Annotated in this window: 15 protein-coding genes; 7 read left to right on the plus strand and 8 right to left on the minus strand. The window is 68.4% G+C overall.

Translation table 11 applies throughout. The features are described 5' to 3' along the window. Positions 1–25 precede the first annotated feature (25 nt). The 5 genes from WI697_RS18080 (at position 26) to WI697_RS18100 (ending at position 7539) form a co-directional block, all read left to right on the plus strand. Complete coding sequence (locus tag WI697_RS18080; RefSeq protein ID WP_345959420.1) at positions 26–3541, plus strand: AMP-binding protein; 3516 nt, start codon at positions 26–28, stop codon at positions 3539–3541. Beyond that, entirely contained in the window at positions 3534–3728 is a 195-nt protein-coding gene (locus WI697_RS18085) for a type II toxin-antitoxin system ParD family antitoxin (protein WP_062762379.1), read from the plus strand. Before WI697_RS18080 ends, WI697_RS18085 begins: the two co-directional genes overlap by 8 nt. A 121-nt stretch (positions 3729–3849) precedes the next feature. Beyond that, on the plus strand, positions 3850–5703 hold the full coding sequence (locus tag WI697_RS18090) for a methyltransferase domain-containing protein (protein ID WP_345959421.1): 1854 nt from the start codon (positions 3850–3852) through the stop codon (positions 5701–5703). A 143-nt stretch (positions 5704–5846) separates the two neighbouring features. Beyond that, positions 5847–6005, plus strand: coding sequence for a hypothetical protein (locus tag WI697_RS18095; RefSeq protein WP_345959422.1), 159 nt, complete (start codon positions 5847–5849; stop codon positions 6003–6005). 529 nt (positions 6006–6534) lie between these two features. Further along, a complete protein-coding gene (locus tag WI697_RS18100; RefSeq protein WP_345959423.1) occupies positions 6535–7539 on the plus strand; it encodes an SAM-dependent methyltransferase in 1005 nt (334 codons plus the stop codon). Positions 7540–7541: 2 nt separating this feature from the next. Here the strand turns inward: WI697_RS18100 and WI697_RS18105 are convergent, their stop codons facing one another. Further along, positions 7542–7847, minus strand: coding sequence for a PqqD family peptide modification chaperone (locus WI697_RS18105; RefSeq protein ID WP_062762373.1), 306 nt, complete (start codon positions 7845–7847; stop codon positions 7542–7544). A gap of 421 nt (positions 7848–8268) precedes the next feature. On the opposite strand from WI697_RS18105, the gene WI697_RS18110 reads away from it, so the two are divergent. Beyond that, complete coding sequence (locus tag WI697_RS18110) at positions 8269–10149, plus strand: asparagine synthetase B family protein (RefSeq protein WP_345959424.1); 1881 nt, start codon at positions 8269–8271, stop codon at positions 10147–10149. Between the two features lie 15 nt (positions 10150–10164). Here the strand turns inward: WI697_RS18110 and WI697_RS18115 are convergent, their stop codons facing one another. From WI697_RS18115 to WI697_RS18125, 3 genes are all read right to left on the minus strand, one after another. Next, complete coding sequence (locus tag WI697_RS18115) at positions 10165–11157, minus strand: putative 2OG-Fe(II) oxygenase (protein WP_345959425.1); 993 nt, start codon at positions 11155–11157, stop codon at positions 10165–10167. Between the two features lie 64 nt (positions 11158–11221). After that, positions 11222–11365, minus strand: coding sequence for a hypothetical protein (locus WI697_RS18120; protein WP_345959426.1), 144 nt, complete (start codon positions 11363–11365; stop codon positions 11222–11224). A gap of 179 nt (positions 11366–11544) precedes the next feature. Beyond that, the gene (locus WI697_RS18125) at positions 11545–12537 is read right to left on the minus strand and encodes a putative 2OG-Fe(II) oxygenase (protein WP_345959427.1); all 993 of its coding nucleotides are present in this window, start codon (positions 12535–12537) and stop codon (positions 11545–11547) included. A gap of 528 nt (positions 12538–13065) precedes the next feature. Here WI697_RS18125 and WI697_RS18130 point away from each other — a divergent pair. Continuing rightward, positions 13066–13977: a LysR family transcriptional regulator gene (locus WI697_RS18130; RefSeq protein ID WP_345959428.1), complete on the plus strand. Its 912-nt coding sequence runs from the start codon at positions 13066–13068 to the stop codon at positions 13975–13977. Here the strand turns inward: WI697_RS18130 and WI697_RS18135 are convergent. From WI697_RS18135 to rocF, 4 genes are all read right to left on the minus strand, one after another. Then, positions 13907–14878: an NAD(P)H-dependent flavin oxidoreductase gene (locus WI697_RS18135; protein WP_345959429.1), complete on the minus strand. Its 972-nt coding sequence runs from the start codon at positions 14876–14878 to the stop codon at positions 13907–13909. The genes WI697_RS18130 and WI697_RS18135 overlap by 71 nt on opposite strands. Before the next feature lie 3 nt (positions 14879–14881). Beyond that, the gene (locus tag WI697_RS18140; RefSeq protein WP_345959430.1) at positions 14882–15454 is read right to left on the minus strand and encodes a cytochrome b; all 573 of its coding nucleotides are present in this window, start codon (positions 15452–15454) and stop codon (positions 14882–14884) included. 137 nt (positions 15455–15591) lie between these two features. Then, a complete protein-coding gene (locus WI697_RS18145; RefSeq protein WP_062762358.1) occupies positions 15592–16650 on the minus strand; it encodes an ornithine cyclodeaminase in 1059 nt (352 codons plus the stop codon). Beyond that, entirely contained in the window at positions 16647–17630 is a 984-nt protein-coding gene (rocF, locus tag WI697_RS18150) for an arginase (protein WP_345959431.1), read from the minus strand. Before rocF ends, WI697_RS18145 begins: the two co-directional genes overlap by 4 nt. Between the last annotated feature and the right edge of the window lie 107 nt (positions 17631–17737).

The following is a 17737-nucleotide window of genomic DNA, read 5'->3' on the forward strand; positions in this document are numbered from 1 at the left end:
CCCTCCTGCCGCTTTCGGAGCCTCCATGAAGATCGGCGACCTGCTGCTCGACGACATCACGCCCGGCCCCCGCCCGGCCGAGGCCCCCGCCCCTGCGGTCGAGGGCACGGTCGTGGATGCCATTCTGCGCCGGGCGGCCGCCCATCCCGACCGGATGGCGGTGCAGGATGAAGATGGCGCGGTCAGCTATGCCGGGCTGGTGGCCGAGGCCCGCGCCATTGCCGGCGTGATCGCCGCGGCGGGCCTTGACGACGAGGCCCGGGTGGGGGTGATGACCGGCCGCAGCCGGCAATATATCGCCGCCGTGCTGGGGGTGATGATGGCGCGGGCGGCCTTCGTGCCGCTCGATCCCGCCATGCCCCTGCCCCGCCGGCAGATGATCGCGCGGGCCGCCGGGCTTGCCATGATCATCGCCGATCGGGACCGCATGGGCGATGCCCGCCGCCTGGCCTGGAGCTGCCCCGATATCGCCCATCTGGTCTGCCCGGATCTCGACGACGTCGACAGCCCGACCGAGGCCCATGGCGCGCGGATGAACGCCGAGCTCTGGGATCATCTGGCCGGCAGCGCCGCCGACGACGTCGCCGCCGCCGGCTGGCGCAGCCCCTTCACCGGCCAGCCGATCGCCGAGACGGTGATGGCGGATTTCGGCCAGGCCGCGGCGGGCAAGCTGTCCGGTCTGGTCACGCCCGCCAGCCGGGTGCTGGAAATCGGCTGCGCCTCGGGCTTCACGCTCCGCGCCCTGGCGCCGCTTGCCGGCCCCTATCTCGCCACCGACATCTCGCGCCGGGCGGTGGAGCGGGCGGGCGGGGTGGCGCGCCGGCTGGGCCTCGACCGGGTCGACCTGAAGCCGATGGCCGCCCATGATCTGGACCTGCTGGCGGGGCGCAGCTTCGACCTGATCGTGCTCAACAGCGTGATCGAAAGCTTCCCGGGCTTCGGCTATCTGGCCGATGTGCTGACCCGGGCGGCCGGGCTGCTAGCGCCGGGTGGCGCCATCTTCCTGGGCAATATCCGCGATCTGGACCGCCGCGACGCCTTCCTGGACGATCTGGCCGGCTTTGCCCGCAGCCATGCGGGCGACGCCCAGATCGGCACGCGGCTCGATGCCGCCGACGACCTCTTCGTGCCGCGCCGCTTCTTCGAAGACTGGGCCGCCCGCCATGGCGGCTTCCGGGTCACGGCAAGCGCGCTGGAGGTACCGGGCTTCGACCTTGCCCCTTATGTCTATGATCTGGTGCTGACGCGCGACGAGGCCGCACCCGCCGCACCGCCCCGCCACAGCCATCACGGCCGCGCGGCGCTGGCCAAAGCGGCATCCGGCCCCCTGCCGGCGGCCCCCACGCCCGACATGCTCGCCTATGTCGTCTTCACCAGCGGCACCACCGGCACGCCCAAGGGCGCGATGATCGAACACGGGTCGCTCGCCAATCTGGCCATGGCCGCCGCCGAGGTGTTCTACGCGCCGCTCCAGCCTTCCGACACGCGGCCGCTCGATCTCTGCTGCATCGCGCCCTTCGCCTTCGACGCCTCGATCATCCAGACCCTGCCGGTGCTGGCCCAGGGCCACCGGCTGCATCTGCCCGACGACGACACCCGCCGCGATCCGGCCCTGCTCGACGGCTTCCTGCGGGCGCGCAACATCGCCATGATCGACCTCACCCCCAGCCAGTTCACCCTGCTGCTGGACCACTGGAAGACGAGCGGCACCCACGCGCCCGTCCTTCAGGTTGTGCTGGGCGGCGAGCCGGTGACCACGGCGCTGGTGGAGCGGATCTTCGCCGAGCCCGCCCATGCCGGGCTGCGGCTGATCAACGCCTATGGCCCCACCGAATGCTGTGTCGGCGCCGCCGCCCATGCGATGACCGCCCATGGCTGGCGCGAGATCCTGCCGCCGCCGATCGGCCGCCCCTTCCCCGGCGTGGTGATCGAGATCCGCGATGCCGCCGGCCGGCCGGTACCGCCGGGCGTGGCGGGCGAAATCGTGATCGGCGGCCGCGGTGTCGGCCGTGGCTATCTGGGGGCGGCAGGCGCCGCCGCCGCCCGTTTCGAAACCGATGCCGCGGGCCGGCGCTGGTATCGCACCGGCGATATGGGCCGCAGCCTTGCAGGCGGTGCCATCGCCTTCATCGGCCGGGAAGACGGCCAGGTGAAGATCCGCGGCAACCGCATCGAGCTTGGCGAGGTGGAAAGCGCGCTGCTCGCCCATCCCTTCATCCGCGCCGCGGTCGCGACGCTCGCCGATGGCGCGCTTCTCGCCCATATCGTGCCGCGACCGGGCTTCGACGAGGCCCGCTGCCGCGCCGATCTGGAGGCGCGGCTGCCGGCGGTGATGATCCCGTCGCGGATCCTGGTCATCGACGAGATCCCGCTCACCGTCAACGGCAAGGTCGATACCGCCCGGCTGCCCCGGCCGGCCCCGGCCGGCACCGACCGCCCCGCCGCCACCGCCCCCCTTCGCCCGCTCGCCGACGAGACCGAGCGCCGCGTCGCCCGGATCATGGGCGAGGTGCTGGAGGTGGCCGTCGACGATGCCGCGGCCGATTTCTTCCGCCTGGGCGGGCACAGCGTGCTGGCGGTGCAGCTGGTCGACCGGCTGCGCCGGGACTTCGGCGTGAAGCTGCCGCTCTCGGACCTCTTCGCCCATGCAACCGTCGAAGGCCTGGCCCGGCGCCTCGCCCGCCAGGCCCGGGCCCGGCCTGACCGGCTGGTGGTGGTGAATGCCGCGGGCCACCTGCCGCCGATCGTCTGTTTCCACCCGGTCGGCGGCAATGTGCTCTGCTATCAGGCACTGGCCGCCGGGCTCGGCCCCGACCAGCCGGTGGCGATGGTCGAAGCGGCGGGGCTGGAGGCCGACGACACGCCCGAACCGTCGGTCGAAGACATGGTGGCCGCCACCCTTAACGACATCACCCGCTTCGCCGCCGGCCGGCCGCTCCACCTTGCGGGCTGGAGCTTCGGCGGCCTGCTGGCGACAGAGGCCGCCCGCCGGCTGGATCAGGCGGGCAGCCCCACGGGCCGGGTGCTGCTGTTCGACGCGGTCGCCTCGCCCGATCCGATCCGCGACCTGCTGGCCAAGGACGATGCCGACTACCTGGCGACACTTTTCGCCGGCATGGGCATCGCCGACGCCGCCACCTTCCGCGCCCTCGCCCCCGAAGCCCGGCTCGACCTGCTGATCGACCGCGGCAAAACGGCCCTCGGCCTGCCCGACGGCGTCGACCGCGACGCCATGCGCCGCCTGCTGGCGGTGTTCCAGAACAACGCCGTCGCCGCCATCCGCTACCGCGTCCCCCGCCTCGACCGCCTCTCCGCCCTCCTGGTCCGCCCCAGAACCCCCTCCGCCCAGGCCCCGGGCCTCCCCGGCGACCCCTGGAACGGCTGGCGCGACCGCTTCGGCGCCGGGGTGACGCTGGCCTGGATGGACGGCGACCACGCCTCGATGATGATGCCGCCGCATGTGGAGGTGCTGGCGGGGCTGGTCAGGGGGTATCTGGAGGGGGATGCGACAGGCGACAGAGGTGCGACAGGCCATGAGTGACGACAGCGGCAAACGCAATGACGCAGGCCACGCTGACGACGTTCTGCGGCGTGCGGACCGCACGGCAGATGACCGGCGCATCCGCGACCTGATGAACGCCCTCGACGCTGGCGAATGCTCCGGCGAACCGCGCCCCTGGGACCACGAGGCCTTTCTGGCCCGGATGACCGCCCGGTATGGCGGTTGAGCAGGGCGCCCCCGGGCCTGCCGGGCCCCGGCCGGCCCCTCCGCCCCCCGATCAGGACTTTCCTTCCCCTGCCCGCCCCGCCATCATCGCCCGGTCTCAACAGCCTGAGCCCGGGGGCCCCATGACCGATCCGATTGCCCTGTCACCGGCCGAGCTGATCCGGCGCGGCGCGGCGTTCAGCCGGGCCTGGCGGATGAAGGAGGCCTATGCCGATCTGACGGCGGCGCTGCGGCTGGCGCCCGATGATCCCGAGCTGCGCTATCAGATCGGCCGGCACCATATGCGCAACGGCCATGTCGAGATGGCGTTGATCGCCTTTCACGATCTGCGGCGCCGCGCGCCCGGCTACAGGGATGTGGCGGCGCGGTTCGAAACCTGTCTCGGCCGGCTGCGTTTCCCGCCGCCCTTCGACATCACCGCCGATCTGATCGCGGTGCTGGATGCGGGCCGGGCGGATGATCTGCAGATTGCCGGGGTCGTCACCCGGGTGCTGACCGGCCGCCACGGGATCGGTGCCGACATGGCGCTGGATGAGGCACGAATCGCCACCCTTGCCGGCAATCGGCTGTTTCGCCTGTATCTGCGGATCTGCCGCAACGTCGATCCGGCGATCGAGGCGGTGATGCGCCGCCTGCGCCGCCTGGCCGCGGGGCTTGAGCCCGGTCCCGCCCTGCCGCCGGGGCTGCTGGCGGATCTTGCCGTCGGTTTCGCCAATGGCGATTACGTGGTGGACCAGCCGGCCGACGAGGCGGCGGTGACAGACCGGCTGCGCGCCGGTCTGACGGGGGCGGAGGCCGTGGTGCCGGGGGCTGCCCCCGGCCCGGTGATGACCCTTGCGCTTTATGAGGCACCGCCCGTCGCAGCAGTCGCGCAGATCCGATCCGCGGGGGCGGATGACGACGGTATCGCCGCCTTCATCGCCCGGTTCCACGACGAGCCCCTGGCACTGGCGGCCGAGCCGGTAGCAACGCTCGGGCATGCGGAGCCGGCGACCACGGATGCCGTGTCGGCGCGCGTCCGCAGCCAGTACGAAACCGCCCCCTATCCGCGCTGGCGCGGCGTGGCGTCGACCGGGATCACCGATTTCCCCGGCACCCTGGCCCGCGCCCTGCCCGTCGCGGCCCTGCCCGACAGCGTGACCGCCGCCATGCCTGCGCAGCCCGATGTGCTGATTGCCGGCTGCGGCACCGGCCGTCATCCCGCCAACCGGGCCAGCGCGACCACCTGCCGGTCTCTGCTCGCCATCGATATCAGCCACAGCAGCCTTGCCTATGCCGCGGTCAAGGCGCGCGAGCTTGGCCTGGCCGACCGCATCCGCTTCGCCCGTGCCGATATCCTCGACCTGCCGGCGCTGCTGCCACCGGCCGGTTTCGACCTGATCGAGGCGGTGGGCGTGCTGCACCACATGGACGATCCATTCCGCGGCTGGCAGGTGCTGCGCGATCTGCTCCGCCCCGGCGGGTGGATGCGGATCGGGCTCTACAGCCGCACGGCGCGCCGCCACATCACCCGGGCGCGCGCCTGGCTGGCCGACCGGAACTGGGGCAAAACCCCGGCCGATATCCGCCGCTTCCGGCGGGAGCTGGTCGCCGGCCGGCTGGATCCGGCGCTGGACCCGCTGAAGGACATCACCGACATCCACAACCTCCACCATCTGCGCGACCTGTTGTTTCACGAACAGGAACTGACCTTCACGCCCGGGATGATCCGCGACCACCTCGACCGCCTGGGCCTCCGCTTTGCAGGGTTCACCACCGGCCAGCCCGAAACCCTCCACGCCTATCGCCAGCGCTTCCCAGAAGACCCCACCGCCACCGATCTGGACCGCTGGGCCGCCTTCGAAGCCGATCATCCGGATGCGTTTCTCGGGATGTATCAGTTCTGGTGTTATGACCCGCGGCAAAACGACATGATCACTGGCGAGAGTGCGGTCCGCATTCAAAGCAGCGGTAGATCGGTGCATCTTCCTGGGTGACGGATAAACTTTCAGAGTTTCATTTGGTTTAGAGAAATCATCTGTAGTTGTTGAGATGTATGATACGTGTCTTATTGGTTAGATATCGCCCTGCCGACTCGGCATACCATGGGATTGGTGCATTCAAACCGATGGAGATGCCGATGTCCCTGTACCACCACGAGAGCACCGCCACCCAAGTCGAGGCCGATGCGCTTCGCCCTGCACGCAAGACCTGGCAGCAGCCGGTGCTGAGTATCGACGCCCTGCGTGACACGGCCGTCGGCGCGTTCTCCAATGCCGACGGCAACATCGCTTCCTGAAACCTGCCCACGGGTCTTTCCGATCCGCCCGGGATTGCGGGCGCAACGGCCGGGTCCGCGTCCCGCTCGCGGGCCTGCCACCGCTGACGATTGTCTGCGCTGCTGCCGGTCATGACCGCTTTACCGCGGCGGTGAACGCCGTGCGGTCAACCGCCGACCATGCGGGTGACGGAGCCGGAAACCGAGCCGGGGCAGCCCCTGTTCATCCGCCGCAGGAGCGGGGTGATACCGGCGGCGGCGGCGATGATGCTGCGGCCTTCACCCGTTGTGCCGGCCATTCCCGTCGGCATGGTGAGAGCACCATCAACACCCACCGTATCCAGGGTTGCAAAAGACCGCCATCTTCAGGAACTCGTCTCATCTGGTTCGCAATGGATCGGCATAATCGATATGTTGTGGACATGGACCATGCGGAGATCCGGGCGGGTCGAGGCGTACACAGCGACGCCCCCGCCCCTGCCTCACGCTGGAACATGCCAACATGACAGACTCCAGCCTTGAACGGCCAGGTCACGGGAAGAGTTCGACAATGACTGAGATGTCCAACATCGGCAGTTTGACGGTGGTTGGTAGCGGCATCACCGCGATTTCCCATATGACCGTGGAAGCCATCGGCCACATCCGGGAAGCGGATATCGTTCTGCATAATCTGCACGGCGTCGCCGCGACCCATCTGGCCACGCTCAACCCGAACTGTGTCGAGCTTGGGCATCTCTATGATGAAGGCAAGCCGCGTGCCGCAACATACGTTCAGATGGCCGAGTTGATCCTCCGCGAAGTTCGGGCCGGCCATCGTGTCGTCGCGGCTTTTTTCGGCCATCCGGCCTTTTTCAGCAAGGCGACACGCCGCGCGCTTTCGATCGCCGAAGCCGAGGGCGCCGCGGTGGCCATGATCCCCGGGATCAGTTCGATCGACACGCTGCTGGCCGACCTGCGCGTTCATATCAGTTCACAAGGGTGCCAGATTCTGTCGGCCCACGCGATCGTCTCCGGACGGCCCAACCTGGCCACCGACGGCCACCTGATCATCCTGATGCCCAGTTCCATCGGTCACGAGACCGGTCCGTCAAAGGCGGGATATGATCGCGCGCGACCGGAACATCTCTTCCAGCGATTGGCGGAAACCTATGGAGCCGATCATCCCTGCGTCATCTATACCGGTGCGGCGATCCCGTCCGAGTCTGCGATGGCGTGGCGACGCTCGCTCGGCGTCTGCGCCTCGCCGGAAGGCCTGCAAGACCTGCCCTCACAATGGACCCTCCATATTCCTCCCCGCGTCCCGGCCGGGGCGAACGCGCCGACTGCGTCCGGTCCGGACGAGGAGGCCGACGAGGAGGCACCCCGCCATGTCGAACACTACGGCCCCTTCGAAAGGGCGGCCATCGCGCAACTCGACCGTGACGGCACCGTGGGCCGCAAACCCCGGGTGGGTGGCAATGCTATGCTGCTGAAGATCATGACCAGGATCGCCGAAAGCCCGGCGTTTGCGGCAACGGTGCCCTGGCTGCGTCGGGGTTTCCGGCAGGGTGGCTGATCTCAGGCCGGCTGCGCCGATGAAACGTCCTGGGGCCGAACGCCAATCAGGCCCTTTTCAGCCATACGGTCGAGCAATGCCAACACGTCCCGGCGAATGATATCGGGATCGGCATCGTATTCGGCGCTCAACGCCCGGCACAACCCTTCCACCTCGGTGGGTTCGGCTATGCGGTTCCAAACGTCGGTTCCGATCGGGTCCAGGTTGTAATAGGCACCGTTTTCGGTACTCATCATCACCAGTTCGCCATCGATTTCCGACACGAACACTTCCTCGGCTTGAAAGACGTGAGAGTTCAGGGTCAACATGGGCACATCCTTGTCCTGCGAGGCTTGCGGAGCGTAGCATGGTCCCGGATTAAATGGAAAGGCTCGGCTTTTGCCGGGAAACTCGGCTTTTGCCGGGAGACACTGGGCGCTCTCGCCTTTATGGCCTGACCATCGGCCCGGCAGGGCGATGTCCGGATCACCGTCGAACCAGTCGTCCCCCCGGACACCGACATCGTCGACATCACGGAGACTTCGGTATGTATCATGATGGTGGCGCCCTGGGCGAGCCGGGGCCCGATCGGTGTGCCGCGCCCGCCTTGTCTGACGAGATCGACCGCCGGGCCGCCGTTGCCGAGGCGCGATGCCGAGCCGATGCCGCGGGCAGCGCGGTCCCATGACGGGTATTTCCGGCCTTTGGTATCCTGATGGACGGCCGGGCGCAGCCGAAGACTGCGCCCGCATGCAGGCGGCACTGGCGGTCTACGGACCGGACCGCTCCGGCCTCTGGGATGATGGCGATGTCGCGCTGGGCTGCCGGCTCAAACGCCTGCTGCCTGAAGATCGACTGGACCGACAACCGGCGACCAGCGCCGACGGCCGCTTCGCCCTGGTGGCGGACGTGCGACTGGACAACCGGCCGGAACTGGCGGCGGAGCTGGGGATTTCCGCCGGGCGGCTGGCGGCGATGGCGGATTCGGCGCTGCTGCTGGCGGCCTGGGAGGCGTGGGGCGAGGCCGGTATCAACCGGCTGTATGGTGATTTCGCCTTCGCCGTGTGGGATGGACGCGCCCGCCGGTTATCCCTGGTGCGCGATTTTCCGGGCATGCGGCCGCTATTCCTCCACCAGGGGCGCGGCTGGATCGGCTTCGCGTCGATGGCCAAGGGCCTGCACGCCCTGCCCGACGTGCCGGTGGCGGCCGATCTGGAAACGCTGTGCCACTATCTGCTGGTCATGCCCAGGGCTGGAACCAACAGCTTTTTCACCGGCATTCAGCGGGTCGAGCCCGGCCATATCACGGTCGTCGAGGCGGACGGGGCCGTCCGCTCGACCCCCTGGTGGCGACCGCCGGGGAAGCTGCCCGAACCCGCGGACCCGCGCGAGCTGGTCGAAACATTCCGCGCCACCTTCGACCGCGCGGTGGCAGACCGGCTGCGCGCGGTGGGGCCGGCCGCTTCGACGCTGAGCGCCGGGCTGGACAGTTCGGCCGTGACGGCAACCGCCGCCGAGCTGCTGGCGCCGTCCGGCCGGCGGCTCACCGCCTACACCCATGTGCCGCTTCCCGGCGTCCCGCTGGAGCAGAACCCGGGCCGGTTCGGGGATGAGGGGCCCTTGGCGCGCCTGCTGGCATCGCGTCACCCCAACATCGATCATGTCGAGGTGGACGCGGCCGACCGGCATATCGGCGACGACCTGGACCGCCGCTTCTATTATGCGGAGGCGCCGGCGCTGAACCTTTGCAACACGCTTTGGATTTCGGAGATCACGCGCCAGGCCGCCATGCGGGGCCAGACCGTGCTCCTGGTCGGGACTGCGGGCAACAAGACCATCAGCGCCGACGGATTGGAGAGGCTGAACGCGCTGCTTTATCGAGGACGGCTGATCGCCTGGGCGCGGGAGGCGGTGGCCCTGATGCGGGCGGGGGAAATCGGCATCAAGGGCCTGGGTTTCTGGAGCTTGAGGCCGCTGATGACCGGGGCCCTGGAAGAGCGGTTGAGTTCTCTGTTCGGCCGCCGGAACCTGAGCCTTCGGGACTATTCCCCCCTGCGTCCCGATCGTCTGGCGCGCTTTCTGGAGGACCGGCCGCCCGAGGCGCGGGGCGGCAACCGTGTCGTCGGGCGGAACGCGCTGGACCGCGTGCACCAGACGCTTCTGGTTTTCCCTCAACAGGAAGCGGTGACCCTCAGTCGGAAAGGGATGCTGGCCAGCCATGGCGTCGACCATCGCGACCCGACCGCCGATCGCCGGTTGATCGAGCTGTCGCTGGCCCTGCCGGATTCGTTGCTGCTGCGGAACGGCCAGAAGAAATGGCTGTATCACCAGGTGTTTGCGGACCGCGTTCCCCCTGAAATCCGGCTCAACCGGCGCAAAGGCCTGACCGGGGCCGATTGGGCGGAACGACTGCTTCGCGCCCAGGCAAGCCTGCAAGGGGAACTCGACCGCGGGGCGGCCTGCGCCAACGCCCGGGACCTGCTCGACCTGGATGTGCTGACCACCCTGCCGGCCAGCTTGCCGGATCCCGCGACGGCCAGGGGGCCGGTCATGCACACCTATCGATTGAGGATGCTGCGCGGCCTTTCAGCGGCTCATTTCCTGCGGCGCGTCGACGGGGGCAATCTCTGACGGCCCCGTCGGGCGTCACGGCTCGGCACAAACATCGATGGCGACGGCGATCCGCAGCCCCGGCTGTTTCAATGGCCTGGTCCAGTGCAGGGCGTAGGACGGCATCATCACCAGGCGCCCGGGAACCGGCGCAAATCTCAGCATCCGCCATCCCGGCGCCTCGGCGGGGATGAAATCATAGCGGCCGATATACAACGCCCCCTGATCTTCGCCAGGCGCCAGCGCCACCTCGGGCACCGCCGCATAGAAGACGCAGGTGATCCAGCCGCGGTGATGCTTGTGCGGAAGCGCGTGGCCGCCGTCGTGGGAGATCACGCTCCAGGTGTCGAGCCGATAGCGGGCGGGACCGGCGCCCATAGCGGCATGGACCTGCGCGCCAAGCTCGGCGCGGTAGCGATCGACCCGCTCCCGCACCGCCGTCATCAGGTCGGTGATCGCCGGTTCGGCGATCCGGTGGACATGGTCGATCCGGGTGCTGCTGAGGATGGCCTGATCACGTTCATGATAGGTGCCGGTGTCCAGCCGGTCCAGCAAGGCCCGGGCGACCGCGCCCGGATCCACGATGGTCCCGCCATCAGAACCGTCGGTCAGATCGTGACACCGGATAAAAGCGGGATCCAGGATCCGCCCCACTTCGTCGTAATCCCCCGCCCGCACCAGCAGAGCGAGATAGCGCTCCACCATCAGGCTGCCGACGCGGCCGCCGGCGAACAGTCCCCGGTACTCGTCCAGGGCCTTGTCCAGTTCATACCGATCGGCGGCGTCCCCGAAGGCGCCGTGGATCGACATGTCGGCACCATGCCGGAAGCCCAGAATCACCAGGCGTTCCGCCACCTCCGGCAAACCGGCGGCGGCCAGCATGCGGGCGTGTACAGCAACGGGAACGGCGTTCGCGCCGCCATCCCGTAAAATCCGGCCATAGGCGATCAATCCGCCCTCGACATCGCCCCGGCGGCATCGCAGCAAAGCCTCGGCGGCAAGATGGTTGGCCGCCCCGCCATCAAGCACGGCGGCGCCTCCCCATCCCGGCCATTATGGCCCTCAGAACGGAACGGGCCATGGCGATGCGCTCTCAACTACCCAGGCAACAGTCGACAGCGCCACCCGCCTGCAACAAAGTCGCCTCAACCAGGTCGATATCACCAAGACGCGGTGCCGTCCAAGCCTTGCGCGGCAGCGTGGTTTGCTCATCCGAAGCGGTGACGTTCTGCTCCATCGGTTCTTTTGCCATCCCGAAAGCCCTCAAACACATTTCAAAGCCAGGCCCCATCCTAGTCTTCCGAAACGGGGCGAACAAGTCGCCCATGCCCACCGGTGGCCCGATCACCGGCGGCGACAGCGAAAATTCCCGACGCGTTCTGACGCCGTCCCGCGAAAATCCTCAGGGCTCAGGGCTCAGGGCTCAGGGCAGATGTCGATGGCGACCGCAATGCGCAGACCCGGCTGCTTCATGGGTTTGGTCCAATGCACGGCGTAGGACGGCATCATGACCAACTGGCCGGGGACGGGGGCCACCGCAATGGTCCGCCAACCCGGCGCCTCGTCGGGAATGAAGTCATAACGACCGATGCACAAGGCCCCCTGGTCATCATCCGACATCAGCGCCTCGGCCGGCGCGGTGGGGTAAAACACGCAGGTAATCCACCCGTGGCTATGCTTATGGGGAACCGTATAACCATCGGTTTCGGATATCACGCACCAACTTTCCAATCTGAAACGCCGGGGTACGTTGGTCATGATGACATGGGCGTCCGACGGGAGGTCGGCGCGGTAACGCTCGACCCGCTCCCCCACCGCGCGCACCAGCGACGCGATGGCCGGATGCGGCAGCCGATCGACATGGTCGATGCGGGTGCTGTTGCGGATGGCCTGAAAGGTACCGCGATAGGCCCCGGACTCACGATGCTCCATCAAAACCCGCGTGATCTCGACGGGGTCGACCACGGTGCCACCGTCACGGTCATCGGTCAGATCATGGCGACGGATCAGGGCGGGATCCAGAATGCGCCCCACCTCGGCGTACGCGCCGACCTGCACCAGCAGGGCCAGATAGCGTTCCACCATCAGACTGTCGATGCGGCCCTGTGCGAAGAGCTGGCGATAATCCTCGATGACCTTCAACAGGTCGGTCTTCCCGAGGGCGCCTCCGAAGGCCCCGTAGATCGACATGTCGGCGCCCTTGCGCAGCCCCACAAGCGTCAGGCGCTCGGCAATCTCAGGGAAACCGGCGCTGGCCAGCATACGGGCGTGAAGGGCAACCGGCAGGACCCTCGCCCCGCCCTCCTGCAACACCTGGGCATAGGCGTCCAATCCACCCTCGACGTCACCATGGCGGCACCGTGACAGGGCGTTTGCGGCACGCAAATTGGCGGACGCGGTGTCAAGCATCAGGACATTCCACTTTGACCAGGATAGAGGCTCTCATACAACCATTGCCGCGTGCCGATATCCAGGCGGTTGGTGCGCACGATATCGGCAACGGCACCTGTCCCGTCATTATTCGCCGCAGCAACGGCGTCATGGAGGCACAGACATCCCGGCCGGAACCCCCGTTCGGATCTCTATTTATAATAGAATTTATTTTTGACATAATCGTCATACGTTATTTTATTCAGACCGGACCCGTGATACCACATATTTGATGAATTCAACGGTTGGAGAGAAAAATGCCGATGTCCCCCGACTGCCACGAGAACGGCACCCCCACCAGGACCGGTCCCCTCCTCGCGGCACGCACGCCCTGGCAGCGGCCGGTACTGAACGTCGAAAACGTGGAAAGTACTGCACTCGCTCTTAGCGGCTCGCGCAACGACGGCGGCCGCCTCTCCTGATCTCTGCTCTGCTGTACGCCCCCGCCCCGATGCCATAGACTGATGCATTGACCTCTGATGCATCACTCATGGTGATCGGATCTCCATGGACCTGCGCCAGCTGAAGATCTTCTGCGCCGTCGTCGATCACGGCAGTTTCACCGCGGCGGCAGAGGCCGTGCACACCGTGCAGTCCAACGTGACCATGCGGGTGAAGGAGCTGGAGGCCGAGCTGGGGCAGCCCTTGTTCATCCGCCGCAGGAGCGGGGTGATGCCGACGGCGGCGGGCGAGATTTTTCTCGGCTATGCGCGGCGCATCCTGCAGTTGACCGACGAGAGCCGGGCCGCCTTGCAGGATGGCGGCCGGCCTGCCGGCCCCTTGCGGCTGGGGGCGATGGAGACCACCGCCGCGATCCGCCTGCCCCGGCTGCTCGGCACATATCGCGCGCGCCATCCCGAGGTGCGGATGTCGCTCACCACCGGCACCACGGCCGAGCTGATCCGGGCGGTGGAAAGCTGCCAGCTGGACGGCGCCTTCATCGGCGGCCGGCATCAGCACCCGGCCCTGGTTCAGGAGGCGCTGTTCGACGAAGAGCTGGCGCTGATCAGCACCAGCGATATCACATCGCGCGACGCCCTGCTCGACACCCTCCCCGATCAGACGGTGTTCGTCTTCCGGGCCGGCTGCTTCTACCGCTCCACGCTGGAAAGCTGGTTCCATCAGGCCGGGCTGGTCCCGGGGCAGGTCATGGAAATGGGCACGCTGGACGGCATTCTGTCCTGCGTCGCCGCGGGCATGGGCATCACCCTGCTGCCGGCATCCGTGGCCCGCAACGCCAGCCTGGCCGATGCGCTGCACTGCCATGCCCTGCCGGCAGGCGTGGCCACCGTCACCACGGTTTTCATCCGCCGGCGCGACAGCCTGCCGGGTGCGGCGCTGAAGGCCTTCATGGCACTCGCCCGGGCGACGTTCCAGCCATCGCCGCTTCGGCCGCCGCAGCCGGCAGACCCTGAATGAGTTCCGCCATGCGCTCCGCGGCGGGAACGATGTCGTGGATGCGGCCCACCCCCTGCCCGGCATAGAGCGACAGCTTGCGCGCCAGCGCCGGCCGGTCGATCGCGCGTGCGCCGCCGCCCACAAGGCGCAGCAGGTTCCAGCGGTCGCGATTGGGGATCACGCGATGCGGGGTGCCGTAGCGCCAGCCGAATGAATATCCGGTGCGGTATTCGGTGTCGTCGGTGGTGGCCTCGACGATCTTGCGCTTGTAGAGCGGATGCGCCTCGGATTCCGCGCTCGCCACGAAGGCCGTGCCGACCAGCACCCCCGCGGCACCCAGCCCCATGGCGGCCCTCACATCCTCGCGCGTGGTGATCCCGCCCGCCGCCAGCACCGGCCGCCCGGCCGCAGAGGCGACGATCGCGGGCAGCAGCGCCATCAGGCCGATGGTGCCGCGATTGAGATGCCCGCCGGCCTCCGCCCCCTGGGCGGCGATGATGTCGGCGCCCGCCGCGATCGCCCGGCGGGCCAGCGCCACCGTGCCCGCCTGCACCATGACCACCAGCCCCGCCGCCTTGGCCCGCGGGATCATCTCGGCGCCGTAATCCTCGGCATAGAACAGCGACAGCAGCCGCGGCCGTTCCTCCAGAACCACCCGGAACTGCGCCTCGAACACCTCGGGCCCGCCGAACTGGGGCACCAGATTGACGCCGAAGGGCCGATCGGTCAGCGACCGGGTCTCGCGGATCCATCCCCTCAGCGCCCGCGGCGGCAGGCGCAGCCCGCCGAGCACGCCCATGCCCCCGGCATTCGCCACCGCGGCCACCAGCCGGGGCCCCGAAATCGCCGCCATGCCGGCCAGAAACACCGGATGGCGGACACCGCAGAGCCCTGCGACGGCCTGGTTCTTCGCCTCGACCATCTCTCACAGCTCCACATGCTTGCCGAGCATCCGCTGCACGGCCGGGGTCTTGAGCACGACGTGATTTTTCCAGGCGCCGAACAGATGCAGCGCCAGCCCGGCCAGGAATGCCGTGCCGCCGATCGCGAACAGCGTGTCGACCAGGGCTTTCAGCCCGGGGGCGGGATCGATCAGCCGCGGCAGGGCGTGGCCGCCCGGGAGGACGACCGCCGCGCCGCCCGCCGCCCTGGACAGCCAGACCGCCGCCGGCAGCAGCACCATGGCCAGGGCCAGCGCCGCCGCGACCGACCGGCCGATGATCACCTCCACCGGATTGGCCACCTCCACCGGATCGGGCCTGCCCACCGGCAGCGGATGAAACGAGGTGATCCGCGCATAAAACCGGTAGATCGAGACCAGAAACAGCACCAGGCCCAGCAGGTTCTGCACCTCCGCCAGCCCGGCATCCGCCACCCCGTCGGGCGCCGCGGCTATCGCGATCTCAAGCCCCAGGATCGCCACCAGCAACGCCGCCACCATCCAGTGCAGCACGATGGTGACCGGCGAAAAGCCGAGCCCGTTATCCCGCCATTGCATGTGTTCCTCCCGCCATCACGCCTGCCAGATCCATCCGGAAGGTTAGGCGGGGCGGATCATCATGAACAATGATTTGAAATGATCCTGAACATCTTCATGAATGATACATGGCGACGAAGGGACGGGATGGACGCGCCTCACCCCTGCCCCGCCCGCATCACCATCCCATACAGATCCCGGGGATCGTCCGGATCCGCCAGCAGGTCCAGATCCTGGGCGAAGGGCGTCTCGGCCACGCGGTCGCGGATGTAACGCAGCGCCGAAAAGTCTTCGATCGCGAAGCCGACGCTGTCGAACAGGGTCACGGCATCGGCGGCGCGGCGGCCCGGGGCGTCGCCGGTCAGGACCTGCCAGAATTCCGTGACCGGATGGTCGGGGGCCAGCTGCTGGATTTCGCCCTCGATGCGGGTCTGCGGGGCGTATTCGACGAAGATGTCGGCGCGGGTCAGGATGCCGGCCGCAAGCTCGGTCTTGCCCGGGCAGTCGCCGCCCACCGCATTCAGATGCACGCCCGCACCCACCATATTGTCCGACAGGATGGTGGCGCGGCGCTTGTCGGCGGTGACGGTGGTGATGATCTCCGCCCCCTCCACCGCCGCCTCGGCCGAGCGGCAGGCGGTGATGGTGAAGCCGGCGGCGTCCAGATTGCGGCGGAATTTGGCGGTCGCCGCCGGGTCGGTATCCCAGAGCCGCAGCCGGTCGATGCCGAGCAGGGCGCGGAAGGCCAGCGCCTGGAATTCCGACTGGGCGCCGTTGCCGATGATCGCCATGGTCGTGGCACCTTCAGGTGCCAGATGCCGTGCGGCCAGCGCCGACATGGCGGCGGTGCGCAGCGCCGTCAGAATGGTCATTTCGGTCAGCAGCACGGGATAGCCGGTCGCCACATCCGCCAGCATGCCGAAGGCGGTGACGGTCTGGCGGCCGGTGGCGGTGTTCTTCGGGTGGCCGTTGACGTATTTGAAGCCATAGGCGCGGCGGTCGGCCGCGGGCATCAGCTCGATCACCCCATCGGGGCTGTGGGCGGCGATGCGCGGGGTCTTGTCGAATTCCGGCCAGCGGCGGAAATCATCGGCGATATAGCCGGCCAGATCGGCCAGCACCCGTTCCACCCCCAGATGCAGCACCAGCTTCATCATGTGGTCGACCGAGACGAAGGGCACGAGATTGAGCGTGGCGGGGGTGTGCAAAGCGGTCATGACCGGTCACTCCGTGTCGGGTAGTCCATGACCCGGCGGCCCAGCAGGCTGGCCAGCAGGTCGACCATCAGCAGCGCGGTGCGGCCGCGCTCGTCCAGGAAGGGGTTCAGTTCCACCAGATCGACGCTGTCGACCAGCCCCGCCTCGTGCAGCATCTCCATCACCAGATGCGCCTCGCGGAAACTGGCGCCGCCGGGCACGGTGGTGCCCACACCGGGCGCGATGGCAGGGTCCAGGAAGTCCACATCCAGGCTGAGATGCAGCCGCCCGCCGGCCGCCTGAACCCGGTCCAGAAACGGGCGGAGCAGGGCGACCATGCCGTGTTCGTCGATGCGGCGCATGTCGTGCACGGTGATGCCCGAAGCCGCCAGCGGCCCGCGTTCGGCCGCATCCACGCTGCGGATGCCGATCATGCAGATATGGGCGGGGTCGACCAGCGCCGCGGGTTCCGGGAAATGCCCGGCAAAGCCCGGCCGGCCGGTGGCATAGGCCATCGGCACGCCGTGCAGATTGCCGCTGACGGTGGTCTCCAGCGTGTGAAAATCGGGATGGGCATCCAGCCAGAGCACGAAAAACGGCCGCCTCTCGGCCGCGGCCCGCCGGGCCAGCCCGGTCAGCGTGCCCGCCGCCAGCGCATGGTCGCCGCCCAGAAACACCGGCAGATCGTCGGGCCCGGCGCTGGCGGCAAAGGCCGCATCGGCAATCGCCGCCGTCCAGCCGGCGATGCGGGCCAGGTGTTTCAGCGCCGGATTGTCATGGGGTCCGGACAAACGATCCGTGCGGGCTGTCGGCTCGGCGCGGGGCGCCAGATCGCCCTCGTCGGTGACGCGATGGCCCAGCGCCGCCAGCGCCTCGACGATGCCGGCGGTGCGAAAGGCGGCCGGCCCCATGGCGCAGCCGCGCCGCCCGGCTCCCTCTTCCAGCGGCACGCCGATCAGCCGGCAATGGCGCGGCCGCTCCCCCTGGTCGGTCTCCGTCATCGGGCAGTTCCCTTCCTGTCCGGTGATCACCTGACAGGAATCGAAACATGGCCGCGCGGCGGAGTGGAGACGGCAGATCGGCGGAAAGCGCTGCCGGATTTACCGGA

Source organism: Tistrella mobilis (assembly GCF_039634785.1).
Taxonomy (GTDB): Bacteria; Pseudomonadota; Alphaproteobacteria; order Tistrellales; family Tistrellaceae; genus Tistrella; species Tistrella mobilis.